Annotated in this window: 18 protein-coding genes and 1 tRNA gene; all 19 read left to right on the top strand. The window is 67.8% G+C overall.

Features of this window, described 5'->3' with window-relative positions:
- Positions 1 to 47: 47 nt before the first annotated feature.
- A complete protein-coding gene (gene aspS, locus INQ40_RS10715) occupies positions 48 to 1,820 on the top strand; it encodes an aspartate--tRNA ligase (protein ID WP_194340414.1) in 1,773 nt (590 codons plus the stop codon).
- 9 nt (positions 1,821 to 1,829) lie between these two features.
- On the top strand, positions 1,830 to 2,357 hold the full coding sequence (locus INQ40_RS10710; protein ID WP_194340413.1) for a GNAT family N-acetyltransferase: 528 nt from the start codon (positions 1,830 to 1,832) through the stop codon (positions 2,355 to 2,357).
- An 89-nt stretch (positions 2,358 to 2,446) separates the two neighbouring features.
- Complete coding sequence (locus INQ40_RS10705; RefSeq protein ID WP_194340412.1) at positions 2,447 to 2,989, top strand: DUF3016 domain-containing protein; 543 nt, start codon at positions 2,447 to 2,449, stop codon at positions 2,987 to 2,989.
- A gap of 2 nt (positions 2,990 to 2,991) precedes the next feature.
- A complete protein-coding gene (locus INQ40_RS10700; protein ID WP_345776524.1) occupies positions 2,992 to 3,657 on the top strand; it encodes an alpha/beta hydrolase in 666 nt (221 codons plus the stop codon).
- Between the two features lie 110 nt (positions 3,658 to 3,767).
- Positions 3,768 to 4,499, top strand: a complete 732-nt coding sequence (locus INQ40_RS10695) for a YebC/PmpR family DNA-binding transcriptional regulator (protein WP_194340411.1) — start codon at positions 3,768 to 3,770, stop codon at positions 4,497 to 4,499.
- A 17-nt stretch (positions 4,500 to 4,516) separates the two neighbouring features.
- Positions 4,517 to 5,044 carry a crossover junction endodeoxyribonuclease RuvC gene (gene ruvC / locus INQ40_RS10690; protein WP_194340410.1) on the top strand — a complete coding sequence of 176 codons (528 nt, stop codon included), beginning with the start codon at positions 4,517 to 4,519 and terminating at the stop codon, positions 5,042 to 5,044.
- Positions 5,041 to 5,634 (top strand): Holliday junction branch migration protein RuvA, encoded by a 594-nt coding sequence (gene ruvA / locus INQ40_RS10685; protein ID WP_193984421.1) that lies wholly within the window; start codon positions 5,041 to 5,043, stop codon positions 5,632 to 5,634. The genes ruvC and ruvA overlap by 4 nt, the downstream gene beginning before the upstream one ends.
- Before the next feature lie 124 nt (positions 5,635 to 5,758).
- Positions 5,759 to 7,600 carry a potassium transporter Kup gene (locus tag INQ40_RS10680; protein ID WP_228482207.1) on the top strand — a complete coding sequence of 614 codons (1,842 nt, stop codon included), beginning with the start codon at positions 5,759 to 5,761 and terminating at the stop codon, positions 7,598 to 7,600.
- An 85-nt stretch (positions 7,601 to 7,685) separates the two neighbouring features.
- Positions 7,686 to 8,750: a Holliday junction branch migration DNA helicase RuvB gene (ruvB, locus tag INQ40_RS10675; RefSeq protein WP_194340408.1), complete on the top strand. Its 1,065-nt coding sequence runs from the start codon at positions 7,686 to 7,688 to the stop codon at positions 8,748 to 8,750.
- Between the two features lie 13 nt (positions 8,751 to 8,763).
- Positions 8,764 to 9,204: a tol-pal system-associated acyl-CoA thioesterase gene (gene ybgC / locus INQ40_RS10670; RefSeq protein ID WP_194340407.1), complete on the top strand. Its 441-nt coding sequence runs from the start codon at positions 8,764 to 8,766 to the stop codon at positions 9,202 to 9,204.
- A gap of 105 nt (positions 9,205 to 9,309) precedes the next feature.
- Positions 9,310 to 10,083 (top strand): protein TolQ, encoded by a 774-nt coding sequence (gene tolQ, locus INQ40_RS10665; RefSeq protein ID WP_193987350.1) that lies wholly within the window; start codon positions 9,310 to 9,312, stop codon positions 10,081 to 10,083.
- Positions 10,084 to 10,160: 77 nt separating this feature from the next.
- The gene (gene tolR / locus INQ40_RS10660; RefSeq protein ID WP_194340406.1) at positions 10,161 to 10,601 is read left to right on the top strand and encodes a protein TolR; all 441 of its coding nucleotides are present in this window, start codon (positions 10,161 to 10,163) and stop codon (positions 10,599 to 10,601) included.
- Positions 10,598 to 11,608 (top strand): cell envelope integrity protein TolA, encoded by a 1,011-nt coding sequence (gene tolA, locus INQ40_RS10655; protein ID WP_194340405.1) that lies wholly within the window; start codon positions 10,598 to 10,600, stop codon positions 11,606 to 11,608. The genes tolR and tolA overlap by 4 nt, the downstream gene beginning before the upstream one ends.
- Before the next feature lie 94 nt (positions 11,609 to 11,702).
- Positions 11,703 to 13,034, top strand: coding sequence for a Tol-Pal system beta propeller repeat protein TolB (tolB, locus tag INQ40_RS10650; protein WP_193984410.1), 1,332 nt, complete (start codon positions 11,703 to 11,705; stop codon positions 13,032 to 13,034).
- Between the two features lie 113 nt (positions 13,035 to 13,147).
- Complete coding sequence (gene pal / locus INQ40_RS10645; protein WP_193984408.1) at positions 13,148 to 13,663, top strand: peptidoglycan-associated lipoprotein Pal; 516 nt, start codon at positions 13,148 to 13,150, stop codon at positions 13,661 to 13,663.
- Positions 13,664 to 13,762: 99 nt separating this feature from the next.
- Positions 13,763 to 14,488 (top strand): tol-pal system protein YbgF, encoded by a 726-nt coding sequence (gene ybgF, locus INQ40_RS10640; RefSeq protein ID WP_228482206.1) that lies wholly within the window; start codon positions 13,763 to 13,765, stop codon positions 14,486 to 14,488.
- Positions 14,489 to 14,558: 70 nt separating this feature from the next.
- Entirely contained in the window at positions 14,559 to 15,209 is a 651-nt protein-coding gene (queE, locus tag INQ40_RS10635; protein ID WP_228482001.1) for a 7-carboxy-7-deazaguanine synthase QueE, read from the top strand.
- 1 nt (position 15,210) lies between these two features.
- Positions 15,211 to 15,903 (top strand): 7-cyano-7-deazaguanine synthase QueC, encoded by a 693-nt coding sequence (gene queC / locus INQ40_RS10630; protein WP_228482000.1) that lies wholly within the window; start codon positions 15,211 to 15,213, stop codon positions 15,901 to 15,903.
- 97 nt (positions 15,904 to 16,000) lie between these two features.
- Positions 16,001 to 16,076 (top strand) — tRNA-Lys (locus INQ40_RS10625).
- The last annotated feature ends 7 nt before the right edge of the window (positions 16,077 to 16,083 follow it).

Here is a 16,083-nt window from a genome sequence, read left to right as displayed (position 1 = left end):
GGCGGTCCAGCCGGGACCGACCGGCGCGTCCCGTTTCCGGAGCCACCATGCGTACCCATTTCTGCGGCCTGATCGATGAAAGCCTGATCGGCCAGACCGTGACCCTGTGCGGCTGGGCCGACGTCGCCCGCGACCTGGGCGGCCTGTGCTTCATCGACCTGCGCGACCACGAGGGCATCGTCCAGGTGGTGGCCGAGCCGGCCGACGTGGAAGGCAACGACCGCGTCATCGCCACCGCGTCGGATGTGGGCTACGAGGACTGCCTGCGCGTGACCGGTCAGGTGCGCCGGCGCGAATCGGTCAACAACAAGATCCGGACCGGCCAGGTCGAGGTCGTCGCTACCGCCATCGAGGTCCTGAACAAGGCCGAGCCGCTGCCGTTCCACGCCCATGAGAACCCGGGCGAGGACATCCGCCTGAAGTACCGCTACCTGGACCTGCGTACCGCGGACATGCAGCGCAAGATGCGCACCCGGACCAAGCTGGTGCGCGCGCTGCGCCGTTGGTTGGACGAGCGGGACTTCCAGGACATCGAAACTCCGATCCTCACCAAGGCCACCCCCGAAGGCGCGCGCGACTTCCTGGTGCCGGCACGCATGCACCCGGGTGAGTTCTACGCGCTGCCGCAGTCGCCGCAGCTGTTCAAGCAGATCCTGATGGTGGCCGGCTTCGACCGCTACTACCAGATCGCGCGCTGTTTCCGCGACGAGGCCCTGCGCGCCGACCGCCAGCTGGAGTTCACCCAGCTCGACATGGAGTTTGCCTGGGTGCAGGAGTCCGACGTCCAGGAAACCGCCGAGGCGATGATCCGCGATGCCTTCCGCGAGGTGGTGGACGTCGAGCTCGCGCACCCCTTCCCGCGCATGACCTGGGCGGAGGCGATGCGTCGTTTCGGTTCCGACAAGCCCGACCTGCGCATCGCGATGGAGTTCACCGACATCGCCGAACTGGTCAAGGACTGCGAGTTCAAGGTCTTCACCGACTGGGCCAACGATGCGAAGGGCAGGGTCATCGCCCTGTGCGTGCCCGGCGGTGGCGGCCTGTCGCGCAAGCAGATCGACGAGGTCGCCGCGCACGCGGCCAAGTACGGCGCCAAGGGCCTGGCGTGGATGAAGGTCACCGACCCGACGCTCGGCCGCGAGGGCGTCAATTCGCCGATCGCCAAGTTCCTCGACGATGCGACGCTGGCGGCAATCGTGCAGGCCACCGCCGCCAGCGCCGGCGACCTGCTGCTGTTTGGCGCAGCCGCGTGGAGTACCGCCTCGGACTTCATGGGCGCGGTGCGGCTCAAGGTCGCCAAGGACCTGGGGCTGGTCCGTGAGGGTTGGGCGCCGCTGTGGGTGACGGACTTCCCGATGTTCGAGTGGGACGAGGACGCCCAGCGCCACGTCGCCCTGCATCATCCGTTTACGGCGCCGGCCGTGGACGACGTCGAGTCGCTGCGGGCCAATGCGCACACGGCCGTCTCGCGCGGCTACGACATGGTCCTCAACGGCAACGAGATCGGCGGCGGCTCGATCCGTATCCATCGCCCGGCGATGCAGGCGGCGGTGTTCGAACTGCTCGGCATCAATGCCGATGAGCAGCAGGCGAAGTTCGGCTTCCTGCTGGACGCGCTCAAGTACGGCGCGCCCCCGCACGGCGGCATCGCCTTCGGCATCGACCGCATCGCCGCGCTGATGGCCGGCACCGAGTCGATCCGCGACGTCATCGCCTTCCCCAAGACCACCGGTGCGCAATGCATGATGACCGGCGCGCCATCGCCGATCGCCGATGAGCAACTGGCCGAGATCCACATCGCGGTGCGCCCCAAAAAGTAGGGTTCAGCCATGACCCCCGTGATCCGCCGGGCCACGGTCGCCGACGCGGCAACGCTGGCGGAGCTGGCCACGCGCACCTTCACCCAGACCTTCGGCCACCTCTATCCGGCCGAGGATCTGGCTGCGTTCGTGGGTGAGAACTACACGGTCGATCGGCAGCGCAGGATCCTGGCGCACCCGGGCTATGCGGTGTGGCTGGTGGAGCAGGGCGGCGAGGCGGTCGGCCATGCCGCGGCCGGCCCGTGCGGGTTGCCACATCCGGATGTCCATCCCGACGATGGCGAGCTCAAGCGCCTGTACCTGCTGGAGCACATGCAGGGCGGCGGGCTCGGCGGCGAGCTGTGTGGGGTCGCGTTGGAGTGGCTGCTGCGCGACGGGCCACGCACGCTGTGGCTGGGAGTCTGGTCGCGCAACTTCGCCGCCCAGCGCTTCTATGCCCGACGCGGCTTCCGGCACGTCGGCGACTACCAATTCCCGGTCGGTCGCGTCCGCGATCACGAGTTCATCCTGCGCCGCATGCCCGTGCCGCTGGCTTGAACGGCTTTCGCCAGCCAACCCGAACCTACACGGTGCTGCGGCATGCGACGAGGCAGAATGGAGGCTCATTCGGCACAGGGAGTTCGACCATGAAAGCCATGACTGCGGGCATCGCCGCGTGCGTTCTGACCCTCGGCCTCGCGGCGTGCGCAAGCACACCGGTGGCAGGTGCGGGGCCGGGCCAGCTTCCGGCGGCGGGACCGGTCCAGGTGGCATGGGACGATCCGGCCACGTTCCGCGAAATCACCTACGGCCGCGACCTCATCGATACCCGGCGCGGCGTCTGGATCGAGCAGTTGGCGACCTACCTGCGGACCCAGGCGGAGCGACGCCTGCCTGCCGGTGAACAACTGCAGGTGACCTTGCTGGACGTCGACCGCGCCGGCGAGTACGAGCCGTGGCAGGGCCCGCGCTACGACGACGTGCGGATGATGCGCGACATCTACCCCCCCCGGATCACGCTGGAATTCCGCCGGCTGGACGCAGCGGGGCAGGTGATCGACGAAGGCCGCCGCCAGTTGACCGACATGGCCTATCTGTCGCGGCCCGGTTTCGGCCGCGACAACGATCCGCTGCGCTACGAGAAGCGGGTGCTGGACGACTGGCTGCGCCGGGAATTCCCGGCGCCCTGAGCGTGGCGGCAGACGCCGAAGACAATCCCGCCAGTACCGATCATGCGGGTGGTCCGGGCCGTCGCGTGTTGCTGCTGCACGGCCTGTGGATGCCCAGCGCGTGCATGGCCTGGCACGCGCGCCGGCTGCGCCGCGCCGGCTTTGACCCGCATTTGTTCGGCTATGACACCGTCGGCGGCGGCCCCGCGCGGGCGATCCCGGGACTGATGGAGGCCTTGCGCGATCCGGCCGACATCGTGGCGCACAGCCTGGGCGGACTGATCGCGGTACGTGCGCTGGAGCGCGAGCCGGGCTTGCCGGTTCGGCGCGTCGTCTGTCTCGGCACGCCGCTGGCGGGCAGCGCGGCGGCGACGGGCATGGCGCAATTGCCGGTGCTTCGGCGCTTTCTGGGCCGCAGCGCGCGGTTGCTCCGGCGGGGCTGCCACGCTTGGGAAGGCCACGCGGAACTGGGCATGGTGGCCGGCAACTCCGGCCTTGGCCTGGGCCGTTTCTTCGGCGATTTCGCCGGCGCGAGCGATGGCACCGTAGCGATCGCCGAGACCCGCGTGCCGGGGCTGGCGGACCACATTGTGCTGCCGACCAGCCACAGCGGCATGCTGGTTTCCGCGCCGGTGTCGCGCCAGGTGATCGCCTTCCTGCGCACGGGGCGCTTCGTCCATGACCGGTGAGGCGCCAGGGCGCTTCGGGTAAGCAAACAGCGATCGTGCACGCGCCGCCGGGCATCACGGGTTGGAGTAAAGTATCCGGCTGTCACCGTTCACTCAATTGGACACTGCACATGGGTAGGGGACCGTCAATCGAGGGTCGCAAGAACGCCTCGGACGCCAAGCGCGGCAAGATCTTCACCAAGCTCATCCGCGAGATTTCGGTCGCCGCGCGTGCCGGCGGGGGCGATCCGACCAGTAATCCGCGCCTGCGCTCGGCCATCGAGAAGGCCTACAGCGCCAACATGACCAAGGACGTCGTCGAGCGCGCGGTCAAGAAGGCCACCGGCGAGCTGGAAGGCGTCAATTACGAGGAAATCCGCTACGAGGGCTACGCCCCGGGCGGGGTGGCGGTGATCGTCGACTGCCTGACCGACAACAAGGTTCGCACCGTGGCCGACGTGCGCCATGCGTTCGGCAAGTTCGGCGGCAACCTCGGCACCGACGGCTCGGTGGCATTCATGTTCAACCGCCTCGGCGTGCTGACCTACGCGGCCAACGCCGACGAGGACGGCATCACCGACGCAGCGATCGAGGCCGGCGCCGACGACGTGGTGGTGTATCCGGAGGACGGTGCGATCGAGGTGTTCACCTCGCAGGAATCCTTCGAAGCGGTCAAGGCGGCGATGATCGCCGCCGGCCATCCGCCGGGCCATGCCGAGGTCACCTACCGCGCCGACAACGACATCGCGGTCGAGGGCGACGTGGCCGAGCAGGTGGTCAAGCTGCTGGACTGGCTGGAGGATCTGGACGACGTCCAGAACGTCTATTCCAACGCCGATCTGGGCGCGGGCGCCTACGCCTGAGGGCGTGAGCAGACGACGTGACCCGCATTCTCGGCATTGACCCCGGTTCCCAGTGGACCGGCATCGGCGTGATCGACGTGGGCGCCGATGGCCGTTGCCGTTTCGTCCATTGCGAGGCGCTCAGGTTGCTCGCTGCGCCGGACTTTCCTGCGCGGCTGGGCCTGTTGTGTGACGGTCTGGAGCGCGTGCTCGACCAGTGGCAGCCGCAGCAGGTCGCCATCGAGACGGTGTTCATGGACAAGTCGGCGATGTCCGCGCTCAAGCTCGGGCACGCGCGCGGCGCGGCGATGGCGACGGTGGTGCGGCGCAAGCTGGCGATCAGCGAATACGCGCCGCGGGTGATCAAGCAGTCGCTGGTCGGCAAGGGCGCGGCGGACAAGCTGCAGGTCCAGCACATGGTCCGGCTGCTGCTGAACCTCTCGGCGATGAAGCTGCAGGCGGACGCCGCCGACGCGCTGGCGGTCGCCCTGACCCACGCGCACATGAGTGCCACCGCGGCCCGCACCGGGCTGGCGGTGACCCAGTTACGGAGACGCGGCACATGATCGGCAGACTGAAAGGCAACGTCATCCACAAGCAGCCGCCGTGGCTGGTGGTCGACGTCAATGGCGTGGGCTACGAGCTGGAGGCGCCGATGAGCACCTTCTACGACCTGCCCGAGCTGGGCCGGGAAGTCTCGCTGTTCACCCACTACGCGCAGAAGGAGGACAGCGTGTCGCTGTACGGCTTCCTGCGCGATTCCGAGCGCCAGCTGTTCCGCGAGGTGCAGAAGGTCAAGGGGATCGGCGCGAAGATCGCGCTGGCGATCCTGTCGGGCATCAGCGTCGACGATTTCGTCCGCACCGTGCAGGCCAGCGACGTGGCCGCGTTGTGCCGCATCCCCGGTATCGGCAAGAAGACCGCCGAGCGCATGGTCGTCGAGCTGCGCGACCGCGCCGGCGACATGGGCGGGGAGGGCGTGATCCTGTCGCCGTCCGACATCCCGCGCGATCCGCAGAGCGAGGCGGTCATTGCCCTGCAGCAACTGGGCTACAAACCGGCCGAAGCTGCGCGTATGGTGCGTGACGCTTCCCCCGGCGCGGCCGATGACGCCGCCGCCATCATCCGCAAGGCGTTACAGTCCGCGCTTCGTTGAGCGTGCCGCTCACCCGTTTTCGCCGCTGACCCACTGCCCCATGTCGACACCCAAGATTCCCCCCGCGGGCACCGGCGCCCGCGCCGACGCTGCCGGCCATGGCCAGGTGGGCCTGGCCGGTCTCATGATGGGTGCCATCGGCGTCGTCTTCGGCGACATCGGCACCAGTCCGCTGTACACCCTGCGCGAAGCCTTCAGTCCGCACTACGGGCTGACCGCCAACCACGACACCGTGCTGGGCATCCTCTCGCTGGTGTTCTGGGCGCTGATGCTGGTGGTCACGGTGAAGTACGTGACCATCATCATGCGCGCCGACAACGAGGGCGAGGGCGGCATCATGGCGCTGATGGCGCTTGCCCAGCGCACCCTGCCCAAGGGGTCCAAGTCCGCATACGGCGTCGGCATCCTGGGCGTGTTCGGCGCGGCGCTGTTCTTCGGCGACGGGGTCATCACACCGGCCATCTCGGTGCTCTCGGCCCTGGAAGGACTGGAGGTCGTCGCCCCGGAGCTGGGCGCGTGGGTGGTGCCGCTGACGGTCGTGGTGCTGGTCGCGCTGTTTGCCAGCCAGCGCTTTGGCAGCCACCGGATGGGCAAGGTGTTCGGGCCGATCACCGGTACATGGTTCCTCTCGCTGGCCGCGCTGGGCGTGCTCAACATCACCCATGCGCCGCAGGTGCTGCACGCGCTCAATCCGATGTGGGCGGTGGAGTTCTTCCTCGTCCACCAGTGGCACGGCATCTTCATCCTTGGCGCGGTGGTGCTGGCGGTGACCGGCGGCGAGGCGATCTACACCGACATGGGCCACTTTGGCGCCAAGCCGATCCGCTACGCCTGGTACTACTTCGTTCTGCCGGCGCTGGTCCTGAACTACCTGGGGCAAGGGGCGCTGGTGCTGGAGGACCCGGCCGCGATCCGCAACCCGTTCTACGTCGGCGTGCCCGAGTGGGCGCGGATGCCGATGGTGGTGCTGGCGACCGCCGCCACGGTGATCGCCTCGCAATCGGTGATCACCGGCGCCTTCTCGGTCACCCGCCAGGCCATGCAGCTGGGTTACATCCCGCGCATGCACACCAAGCACACCTCGCGCGACACCATCGGCCAGATCTACATCCCCGCGGTCAACTGGGGAATGATGGTGGTGGTGATCGCGCTGGTGCTGGCGTTCGGCAACTCTTCCTCGCTGGCGACCGCCTACGGCGTATCGGTGTCAGGCACGATGCTGATCGACACCCTGCTGCTGGCGATCGTCGCCCAGGCCACCTGGAAGCACCTGCGCCGCTGGGTATTGCCGCTGTGCGTGGTGTTCATCATCGGCGACATCGGTTTCGTGATCGCCAACGGCGCCAAGATCATGCAGGGCGGCTGGTTCCCGCTCGCCGTCGGCGTCGTGTTGTTCACCCTGCTGCGCACCTGGCGCCGGGGACGCGAGTTGCTGCGCGAGGAAATGCAGAAGGGCGGCATCCAGCTGGAGAGCTTCCTGCCCGGCCTGATGCTGGCGCCTCCGGTGCGGGTGCCGGGCACGGCGGTGTTCCTCACCGCCGAGAAGGGCGTGGTGCCGCACGCCCTGCTGCACAACCTCAAGCACAACAAGGTGCTGCACGAGCGCAACGTGTTCCTGACCGTCGATACCCTGAAGGTCCCCTACGCCCCCAGCGAGCGGCGCCTGCAGATCGATGCCATCGGGGATGACTTCTATCGCGTGGTGGTGCGTTTCGGTTTCATGGAAACCCCGGACGTGCCGCTGGCGCTGATGCGCTCCTGCGACCAGGACGGCATCGCCTTCGATCCCATGGAAACCACGTACTTCGCCAGCCACGAGACGGTTGTGGCCGCGGCGCGCGGTGGCATGCCGGTCTGGCGCGACAAGCTGTTCGCCTTCATGCACCGCAATGCCGCGCCGGCGACCGGCTTCTTCCGCATCCCCGGCAACCGCCTGGTCGAGCTCGGATCGCAGGTGGAGATCTGATGCGGTCGTGGCGTGAACCGTTGCGACATCTTCCAATGCGGGCGCGGCCGCTGCCCGGCATCGTGCGCCATGCGACCATAGCGCGATGAACGAGGACCGCATCATCGCTGCAGACGCCACCTTCGATGACGAAGCGCTGGAAACCTCGATCCGGCCCCGGAGGCTGGACGAATACCTGGGCCAGGTGCCCGTCCGCGAGCAGATGAAGATCTACATCGAGGCGGCCAAGGGACGCGGCGAGGCGCTCGACCACGTGCTGATCTTCGGACCGCCCGGGCTGGGCAAGACCACCCTGAGCCACGTGATCGCCAACGAGCTGGGCGTCGGCCTGCGCCAGACCTCCGGCCCGGTCATCGAGAAGGCCGGCGACCTGGCCGCGCTGCTGACCAACCTGCAACCGTTCGACGTGCTGTTCGTCGATGAGATCCACCGCCTGTCGCCGGCGATCGAGGAGGTCCTCTACCCGGCGATGGAGGACTACCAGCTCGACATCATGATCGGCGAGGGTCCCGCTGCGCGCTCGATCAAGCTCGACCTGCCGCCGTTCACCCTGATCGGCGCGACCACCCGAGCGGGCCTGCTGACCGCGCCGCTGCGCGACCGCTTCGGCATCGTCCAGCGGCTGGAGTTCTACAGCGTCGAGGAGCTGACCCGGATCGTGCGCCGCTCCGCGGGCATCCTCGATATCGCCTGCGCGCCCGAAGGCGCGGCGGAGATCGCCCGGCGTTCGCGCGGCACGCCGCGCATCGCCAACCGGCTGCTGCGGCGCGTGCGCGACTTCGCCCAGGTCCGCGCCGGCGGCATCATCGACCACGCCACCGCGATCGCCGCGATGGAGATGCTCAAGGTCGACCCGGAAGGTTTCGACGAACTGGACCGTCGCCTGCTGCGCACCATCATCCAGTCCTTCGACGGCGGCCCGGTCGGGGTGGAGTCGCTTGCCGCCGCGCTCAGCGAAGAGCGCGGCACGCTGGAGGACGTCATCGAGCCCTATCTGATCCAGCAGGGCTACCTGATCCGCACCGCCCGCGGCCGCATCGCATCACCCAAGGCCTACCGGCACATCGGCCTGACCTCGCGCTCGCCGGTCGGCGAGCTGTTTGACGATCCGGTTGCCGGGGATGCCATCCCCGGCTCGCCGCGGCAGTAGGCGGCCGTTCGCGATGACGCCCCCGGAACCCTCCGCTATGCCTGCGTTCAGCCTTCCCGTCCGGGTTTACTGGGAAGATACCGACGCTGGTGGGGTGGTCTACCACGCCCGCTACGTTGCGTTCCTGGAGCGCGCGCGCAGCGAGTGGATGCGCGAGCAGGGCTACGGCCAGGAACTCCTGCGCCATGAACATGGTCTGGTGTTCGCGGTCCGGGCGATGGAGATGGACTTCCTCAAGCCGGCGCGGCTGGACGATGTGCTGCAGGTCGGCGTGGTCCTGCACGAGTGCCGGCGCGCCAGCGCGGTGTTCGTGCAGGACGTGCGTTGCGACGGTCGCCTGCTGCTGACCGCGCGGGTACGGATCGCCGCGCTGGATGCCGGCGGCTTCCGGCCACGGGCGATCCCCTCGCCACTGCTGGAGGCGTTGCAGGCGCAACAGGTTCCGGCAGGCTGACTGCCCGGAAATTCCGCGACAGATGTACAGACACGCTTTTACTCCCAACTCAACGCACAGCCATTTCGCCCCGCACCGGGCACCGGAGATCCAGGCATGACCCCAATGCTGAGCCTGATGCAGGCCGCCACCGCCGTCGAACCCCTGCCCGAGGAGGCCGCCAACGCGAGCACCAACCTGGCCGCGACGCTGCCGCCGGCGATCACCAGCGACGGCGGCCTGGATATCCTGCAGCTGATCCTGCATGCCTCCCTGCCGGTGCAGCTGGTGATGGTGCTGCTGCTGGGCGCCTCGATCGCCTCCTGGGTGATCATCTTCCGCAAGACCAAGGTGCTCAGCCGCGCCGAGCGCGAGGCCGAGACCTTCGAGGAGCGCTTCTGGTCGGGGACCGAACTGAGCAAGCTCTACGCCGGCGCGACCAGCCGCAACCGTGACACCGGCGGCATGGAGTCGATCTTCGAAAGCGGCTTCCGCGAGTTCTCCCGCCAGCGGCGGGTCGCCGATACGCGCATGCAGCTGGAAACCGCGCAGCGCGGCATGCGCGTGGCCAGCGCGCGCGAGCTGGACGGCCTGGAGCGCAACCTGGAGTTCCTCGCCAACGTCGGCTCGATCGCGCCCTACGTCGGCCTGTTCGGCACCGTGTGGGGGATCATGATCTCGTTCCAGGGCCTGGCCAACGTCACCGAGGCGACCATCGCCAGCGTCGCCCCGGGCATTTCCGAGGCCCTGATCGCGACCGCGATGGGCCTGTTCGCGGCGATCCCGGCGGTGTGGGCGTACAACCGATTCGCGACCAAGGTCGAGCGCATCGCCGTGCGTTACGACGCGTTCTCCGAGGAGTTCTCGTCGATCCTGGAGCGCCAGGTGCCGCAGGAGTGATCGACGGCGCGCGCCGCACCCCTGCGCGCCCCCGCCGGTCCTGACCTTCCGCCGCCCCAAGAACCCGGAAACCCCCTATGTCCGCCCCCTACCGACGACGCCGCAAGCGCCAGCTCAAGGCCGAGATCAACGTGGTCCCCTACATCGACGTGATGCTGGTGCTGCTGATCATCTTCATGGTCACCGCGCCGCTGATGAATCTGGGTGTCGGCGTGGAACTGCCGCGTTCCAATGCCAAGAGCCTGGCCCAGAAGCAGGAGCCCGTGGTGGTCAGCGTGGACGCCGAAGGCAACTACTTCCTGACCCTGCAGGGCGCGCCGCAGGAAGCCATGCAGGCGCAGGAACTCACCGCCCGCGTCGCCGCCTTCGTCAACAACAATCCCGACGTGCCGGTGTACGTCGCCGGTGACCGGCTGGCGAACTACGAGGTGGTGCTCAACGCGATGGCCCTGCTGCAGTCGGCCAACGTGCCGCGCGTCTCGCTGCTGACCCGGCAGGCGGAGACTCCGCCCAAGTGAGGGAAACGCGCGCCGATACGCAACAGGCCATCGTGCTGGCGATCATCCTGCACGTGGTCCTGTTTGCCCTGATGTTCGCCGGCATGCTCTGGACGCGCAGCGCTGCGCCGCAGTCGGCCGCCGGTGCGCCGGTGGAAGCCGACCTGGTGGATGCCAACGCGCTGTCGGCGGCCATGCAGCGCGTGCTTGACGACCGCCCCGAGCAGGTGCCGCCGCTGCCCGAACCGGTCGATGAGCCCGTCGAGGAGCCGGTCGCGCCGCCACCGGGGCCCACCCCGCAACCGCAGCCGCTGCCATCGCCGGTCCCGGAGGATTCGCCGACCCCGCCGCAATCGCAGCCGCAGGACTTCATCCCCAAGCCCGACACCACCGAGCAGGCCGAAGTGGTCGCCACGCCGACCCCGACGCCGTCCGACGAGAAGAAGCTGCAGGAAGAAAAGCGCCGCCAGGCGCAGGTGGACCTGACCGAGCGCGAGCGCCAGCAGGAGGCCGAGCGCAAGCGCCGCCTGGCCGAGCAGGCCAAGGAAGCCAAAGAAACCGAGGAACGCGAGAAGAAGCTCGCCGAGATACAGCGCAAGCGCGCCGAGGCCGAGCGCGAGATCAAACTCGCCGAGCAGAGACTCAAGCAGGTTGCCGACGCGCAGGCGCGTGCGTCCAACCGCAGCTCCGAGAGTAGCGGCGCGTCCGACGCCAGCCCGCCGCCGGGCAACAACGGCCGCGACACCGGGCTGGAGGCGCAGTACGCGGCGGCGCTGCGGCAGGCGATCGTTTCCAAATGGACCCGCCCGGAGACCGTGCCGCTGGGATCCAAGTGCACGATCGTCATCAAGCAGCTGCGCGGCGGCGAGGTGACTAGCGCCAGCGTGTCCTCCCCGTGCGCCTACGATGAACAGGGCCGGCGCTCGATCGAGGCCGCTGTCCTGAAGGCGCAACCGCTGCCCTACAGCGGCTTCGAGTCGGTGTTTGCGCGCACCCTGACCCTAAATTTCGAAGCCGCGGACCGCTAGTTTCCGCGCGCTTGGCCGCGTCTGCGTGTTCAGCTTTGAGAAAGCGTTCACACGGATGCTGGTACACCTTCTGCCTCACCACGGGACTTGCCGAATGAAACGAATCACCCCAAGACTGCCCGCGCTGTTCGCGATCCTGGCTTTCCTGCTCGTGCTGCCTTTCTCAACGATGGCGCAGCAGCGCGGCCTGGAGCTCGATATCGTCGGCGGCAGCGCGTCGGCCTTGCCCATCGCCATCGTGCCGATGCCCTATCAGGGCAGTGGCACCGCGCCGGAAACCGACGTGGCAGCCGTGATCGCCGCCGACCTCAACCGGTCGGGCCAGTTCCGTACCCTGCGCGAGGCCGACCTGGTCGAGCGTCCGACCCGCGGCAGCGAGGTCAATTACCCGACCTGGCGCGCGCTCAACCAGGACTACCTGCTGGTCGGCCGCGTGGTGGACGCCAGCGGCGGCTACCGGGTGGAGTACGAACTGTTCGACGTCGCCAGCCAGCAGCGCCTGCTCGGCTTTGCGATGACCGCGCGCGGCACTGCGATGCGCGACGTGTCGCACCAGATCGCCGATGCCGTCTACGAGAAGATCCTTGGCGTGCCGGGCGCATTCTTCACCCGCATTGCCTACATCACCGCCAAGGGCCTGGGCCGTTCCACCAGCTACTCGCTGATGGTCGCCGACTCGGACGGCTACAACCCGCAGACCGTGGTCAGCTCACCCGAACCGCTGCTCTCGCCCAGCTGGAGCCCGGACGGCAACCGCCTGGCCTACGTCAGCTTCGAGAGCGGCAACTCGGCGATCTACATCCAGAACATCAGCACCGGCAGCCGCGAGGTGGTGTCCAAGTTCCGCGGCATCAACAGTGCTCCGGCCTTCTCCCCGGATGGCCGCCGGTTGGCGCTCACCCTGTCGCGCAGCGGCAACCCGGAAATCTACGTGATGGATCTGGGCAGCAAGGCACTGAACCAGCTGACCAACCACTTTGGCATCGACACCGAGCCGGAGTGGAGCGCGGACGGCAGCGAGATCTATTTCACTTCCGACCGCGGTGGCAATCCGCAGATCTACAAGGTGTCTGCCGGAGGCGGCAGTGCCAGCCGGGTGACGTTCCAGGGCAGCTACAACGCGAGTCCCTCGCTGTCCTTTGACGGCAAGAAGCTCGCCACCGCGCAGGGCGCAGGCAACACCTACCGCATCGCCATGGCCGATTCCAGCCTGGGTTCGCCGCGCTGGAGCACGCTCTCGCCGGGCTCGCTGGATGAGTCGCCGGATTTCGCACCTAATGGCGCGATGATCATTTATGCTGCGCGGGAAGGCACACGGGGCGTGCTGTACGCGGTGTCGTCCGATGGCCGGGTGCGTCAGCGCCTGGTGCTGGCCGATGGCGATGTGCGTGAGCCGGCCTGGGGTCCATACCGAAAACCACAGTGAGGTCCTCCTGATCAGAGGACGTCGCTGGCGTCGCAGCACCTGTTGCACCGTTCCTGCCCGTTGCTCCAATCCGTCGTTCCACCCTTCCATTTCGCCAAGACGAGGAAACAACAATGAACAACACCACCCGTGTCCTGATGGTCGCGCTGCTCTGCGCCGCCGCCATCGGCTGCTCCAAGAAGGTCAAGGAAGCGCCGCCGGTCGATACCGGTACCACCGCTCCCGGTGCGCAGACCACCCCGGGCACCGCTGCCGGCGTGTACGGTCCCAACGACCTGGACACCGACTCCTGCCTGCGCCAGCGGGTGGTCTACTTCGACCTGGACCGCGACGCCCTGCGTCCGGAGTTCCAGGCACTGGTCGGTTGCCACGCCAAGTACCTTCGTGATCGTCCGTCCTCGCGCATGACCCTGGAAGGCCACGCCGACGAGCGCGGCAGCCGCGAGTACAACATGGGCCTGGGCGAGCGCCGCGGCAACTCGGTCTCCTCCGCGATCCAGGCCAACGGTGGTTCGGGCGGCCAGCAGAACGTGGTCAGCTACGGTGAAGAGCGTCCGGTGTGCACGGCGTCCAACGAAGATTGCTGGGCCAAGAACCGTCGCGTCGAGATCATCTACACCGCCAAGTAAAAGGGTCCGATGATGATGCGCAAATTGTCCATTGCAATTGCGACATCGCTCATTGCAGCGGCGGCCCTGGTGGCCGCCGCACCTGCTTCTGCCCAGCGCATGAGCCTGGCCGAACGGGTCGGCGTGCTGGAACAGCAGGCCGGCAACAATGATGCGACCGTCGACCTGCTGCGGCAGGTGAACATGCTCAAGGAGGAGGTCACGTCGTTGCGCTCCCAGGTCGAGGAGCTCAATCACTCGCTGGGGCAACTCAAGGACAACAGTCGCGCGCAGTTCCTGGATATGGACCAGCGCCTGGAGGAACTGGAAGGCGGCGGCGCGGCACCGCGGCCTGCGGCGGCGGTCGGCTCCGGTGCACCATCAACAACGCCCGCAAAGCCTGTCGCCGAGCGGGCCCCCAGTGTGCACGGCGATGCCGGGACGCTGGCGATGGGTGCCGACGAGCGCGAGGCCTACGAAACCGCTTTCAACGCGTTGAAGAACGGCGAATACGCCGAGTCCGCGCGCCTGTTCCACTCCTTCCTGGGTCACTATCCGGAAGGTGTCTACGCGCCCAACGCGCTGTACTGGCTGGGCGAGAGCTACTACGTCACCCAGAACTACAAGTTGGCCGTGACCCAGTTCAAGACCCTGCTGGATCGCTATCCGACCCACGACAAGGCGCCCGGTGCATTGCTGAAGGTCGGCCTGGCCCAGCAGGGGCAGGGTGATGAGGGAGCTGCCGAGCGCACCCTGACCGAAGTCACGACACGATTTGCCGGCAGCGACGCGGCGCGCATCGCCACCGATCGGCTCGGCGCGATCCAGCTCGGTCGCCTGCGCTAGGCAAGCCGGCCCGCCGGCCCGCCGGGTCGGCTAAAATGGGCGCATGAATCCTGTTGCTTCAGAACCGGGCGTGGCCGCGCCCGACCGCCTGCGCCTGACCGAGATTTTCCTGTCCCTGCAGGGCGAGTCGCGCAGCATCGGCTGGCCGACCGTGTTCGTGCGCCTGACCGGTTGCCCGCTGCGCTGCCAATACTGCGACACCGCGTATGCGTTTCATGGCGGGCAGTGGTGGGAGTCCGACGCGATCCTGGCCGAGGTTGCGCGGCATGGCGTGCGCCACGTCTGTGTCACCGGCGGTGAACCACTCGCGCAGAAGCGTTGCATCGGACTGCTGAAGCGCCTGTGCGATGCCGGTTACGAGGTGTCACTGGAAACCTCCGGCTCGATCGACATTGGTCCGGTCGATACACGCGTGTCCCGCGTGCTTGACCTGAAGACGCCCGGATCCGCGGAGGTCGCGCGCAACCTGTGGAGCAACATCGGCGAGCTGACGGCCAACGACCAGGTCAAGTTCGTGATCTGCTCGCGCGAGGACTACGACTGGGCGCGCGGCGTGGTCGAGGAGCATGGATTGACCGCGATTTGCGACGTCATGTTCTCGCCCAGCTTCAACCAGGTCAGTGCGCGCGATCTGGCGGACTGGATCGTCGCCGACCGGCTGCCGGTCCGCTTCCAGCTCCAGTTGCACAAGATCCTCTGGGATGACGAGCCGGGGCGCTGACATGCACGGGTCATCGGACAAGAAAAAAGCGGTGGTCCTGGTCTCCGGCGGCATGGACTCGGCGGTGGTCATCGCCATGGCGCGCGAGCAGGGCTTCGCGCCGTACGCGCTGAGCGTGGACTACGGTCAGCGCCATACGTCGGAGCTCGAGGCCGCGGCGCGCGTGGCGGCACAGCAGGGGGCGATCGCCCACAAGACCGTGCGCATCGATCTGCGCAGCATCGGCGGGTCGGCGCTGACCGACGACATCGACGTGCCGCTGGACGAGGTCGCGGGCGACGAGGCCATTCCGGTGACCTACGTGCCGGCGCGCAACACCATCATGCTCTCGGTGGCGCTGGGCTGGGCGGAGGTTCTGGGTTCGGCCGACCTGTTCTGCGGGGTCAACGCAGTGGACTATTCGGGCTATCCGGATTGCCGCCCCGAGTTCATCAGCGCGTTCGAGCGGCTCGCCAATCTTGCGACCAAAACCGGCGTGGAAGGCGTCGGTATCCGCGTGCACGCGCCGCTGCAGCACCTCAGCAAGGCGGACATTGCCCGCGAGGGCGTGCGGCTGGGAGTTGATTTCGCCGCCACCGTGTCGTGTTACCTGGCCGATGATGCCGGCCGCGCGTGTGGCCACTGCGACGCGTGCCGCCTGCGCGCGGACGGGTTTGCCGCTGCGGGCATCGCCGACCCGACACGCTACGTCTGAAGCGCAGCGCCAAGGATTCACTTTCGGATCCGGTGTCGCCGCACAGCTCCGCGTACTTGCGTTAGAATTCACGCCCCCGGCGCAACGCCGGGACTGTGGGCCGTTAGCTCAGTCGGTAGAGCATCGGACTTTTAATCCGCTGGTCGATGGTTCGAATCCATCACGGCCCACCATTTCAGA

This window comes from Lysobacter sp. H21R4 (assembly GCF_015277535.1).
Classification (GTDB): Bacteria; Pseudomonadota; Gammaproteobacteria; order Xanthomonadales; family Xanthomonadaceae; genus Novilysobacter; species Novilysobacter ciconiae.
The sequence above is the reverse complement of the archived record's forward strand: the minus strand, read 5'-3'. Positions and strand labels throughout refer to the sequence as shown.

Excerpts from the sequence above, each read along its gene's own strand:
- aspS (WP_194340414.1), top strand. The coding sequence starts at position 48 with ATGCGTACCCATTTCTGCGGCCTGATCGATGAAAGCCTGATCGGCCAG.
- INQ40_RS10710 (WP_194340413.1), top strand. The coding sequence starts at position 1,830 with ATGACCCCCGTGATCCGCCGGGCCACGGTCGCCGACGCGGCAACGCTG.
- INQ40_RS10705 (WP_194340412.1), top strand. The coding sequence starts at position 2,447 with ATGAAAGCCATGACTGCGGGCATCGCCGCGTGCGTTCTGACCCTCGGC.
- INQ40_RS10695 (WP_194340411.1), top strand. The coding sequence starts at position 3,768 with ATGGGTAGGGGACCGTCAATCGAGGGTCGCAAGAACGCCTCGGACGCC.
- ruvA (WP_193984421.1), top strand. The coding sequence starts at position 5,041 with ATGATCGGCAGACTGAAAGGCAACGTCATCCACAAGCAGCCGCCGTGG.
- INQ40_RS10680 (WP_228482207.1), top strand. The coding sequence starts at position 5,759 with ATGATGGGTGCCATCGGCGTCGTCTTCGGCGACATCGGCACCAGTCCG.
- ruvB (WP_194340408.1), top strand. The coding sequence starts at position 7,686 with ATGAACGAGGACCGCATCATCGCTGCAGACGCCACCTTCGATGACGAA.
- ybgC (WP_194340407.1), top strand. The coding sequence starts at position 8,764 with ATGACGCCCCCGGAACCCTCCGCTATGCCTGCGTTCAGCCTTCCCGTC.
- tolQ (WP_193987350.1), top strand. The coding sequence starts at position 9,310 with ATGCTGAGCCTGATGCAGGCCGCCACCGCCGTCGAACCCCTGCCCGAG.
- tolR (WP_194340406.1), top strand. The coding sequence starts at position 10,161 with ATGTCCGCCCCCTACCGACGACGCCGCAAGCGCCAGCTCAAGGCCGAG.
- tolB (WP_193984410.1), top strand. The coding sequence starts at position 11,703 with ATGAAACGAATCACCCCAAGACTGCCCGCGCTGTTCGCGATCCTGGCT.
- pal (WP_193984408.1), top strand. The coding sequence starts at position 13,148 with ATGAACAACACCACCCGTGTCCTGATGGTCGCGCTGCTCTGCGCCGCC.
- ybgF (WP_228482206.1), top strand. The coding sequence starts at position 13,763 with ATGAGCCTGGCCGAACGGGTCGGCGTGCTGGAACAGCAGGCCGGCAAC.
- queC (WP_228482000.1), top strand. The coding sequence starts at position 15,211 with ATGCACGGGTCATCGGACAAGAAAAAAGCGGTGGTCCTGGTCTCCGGC.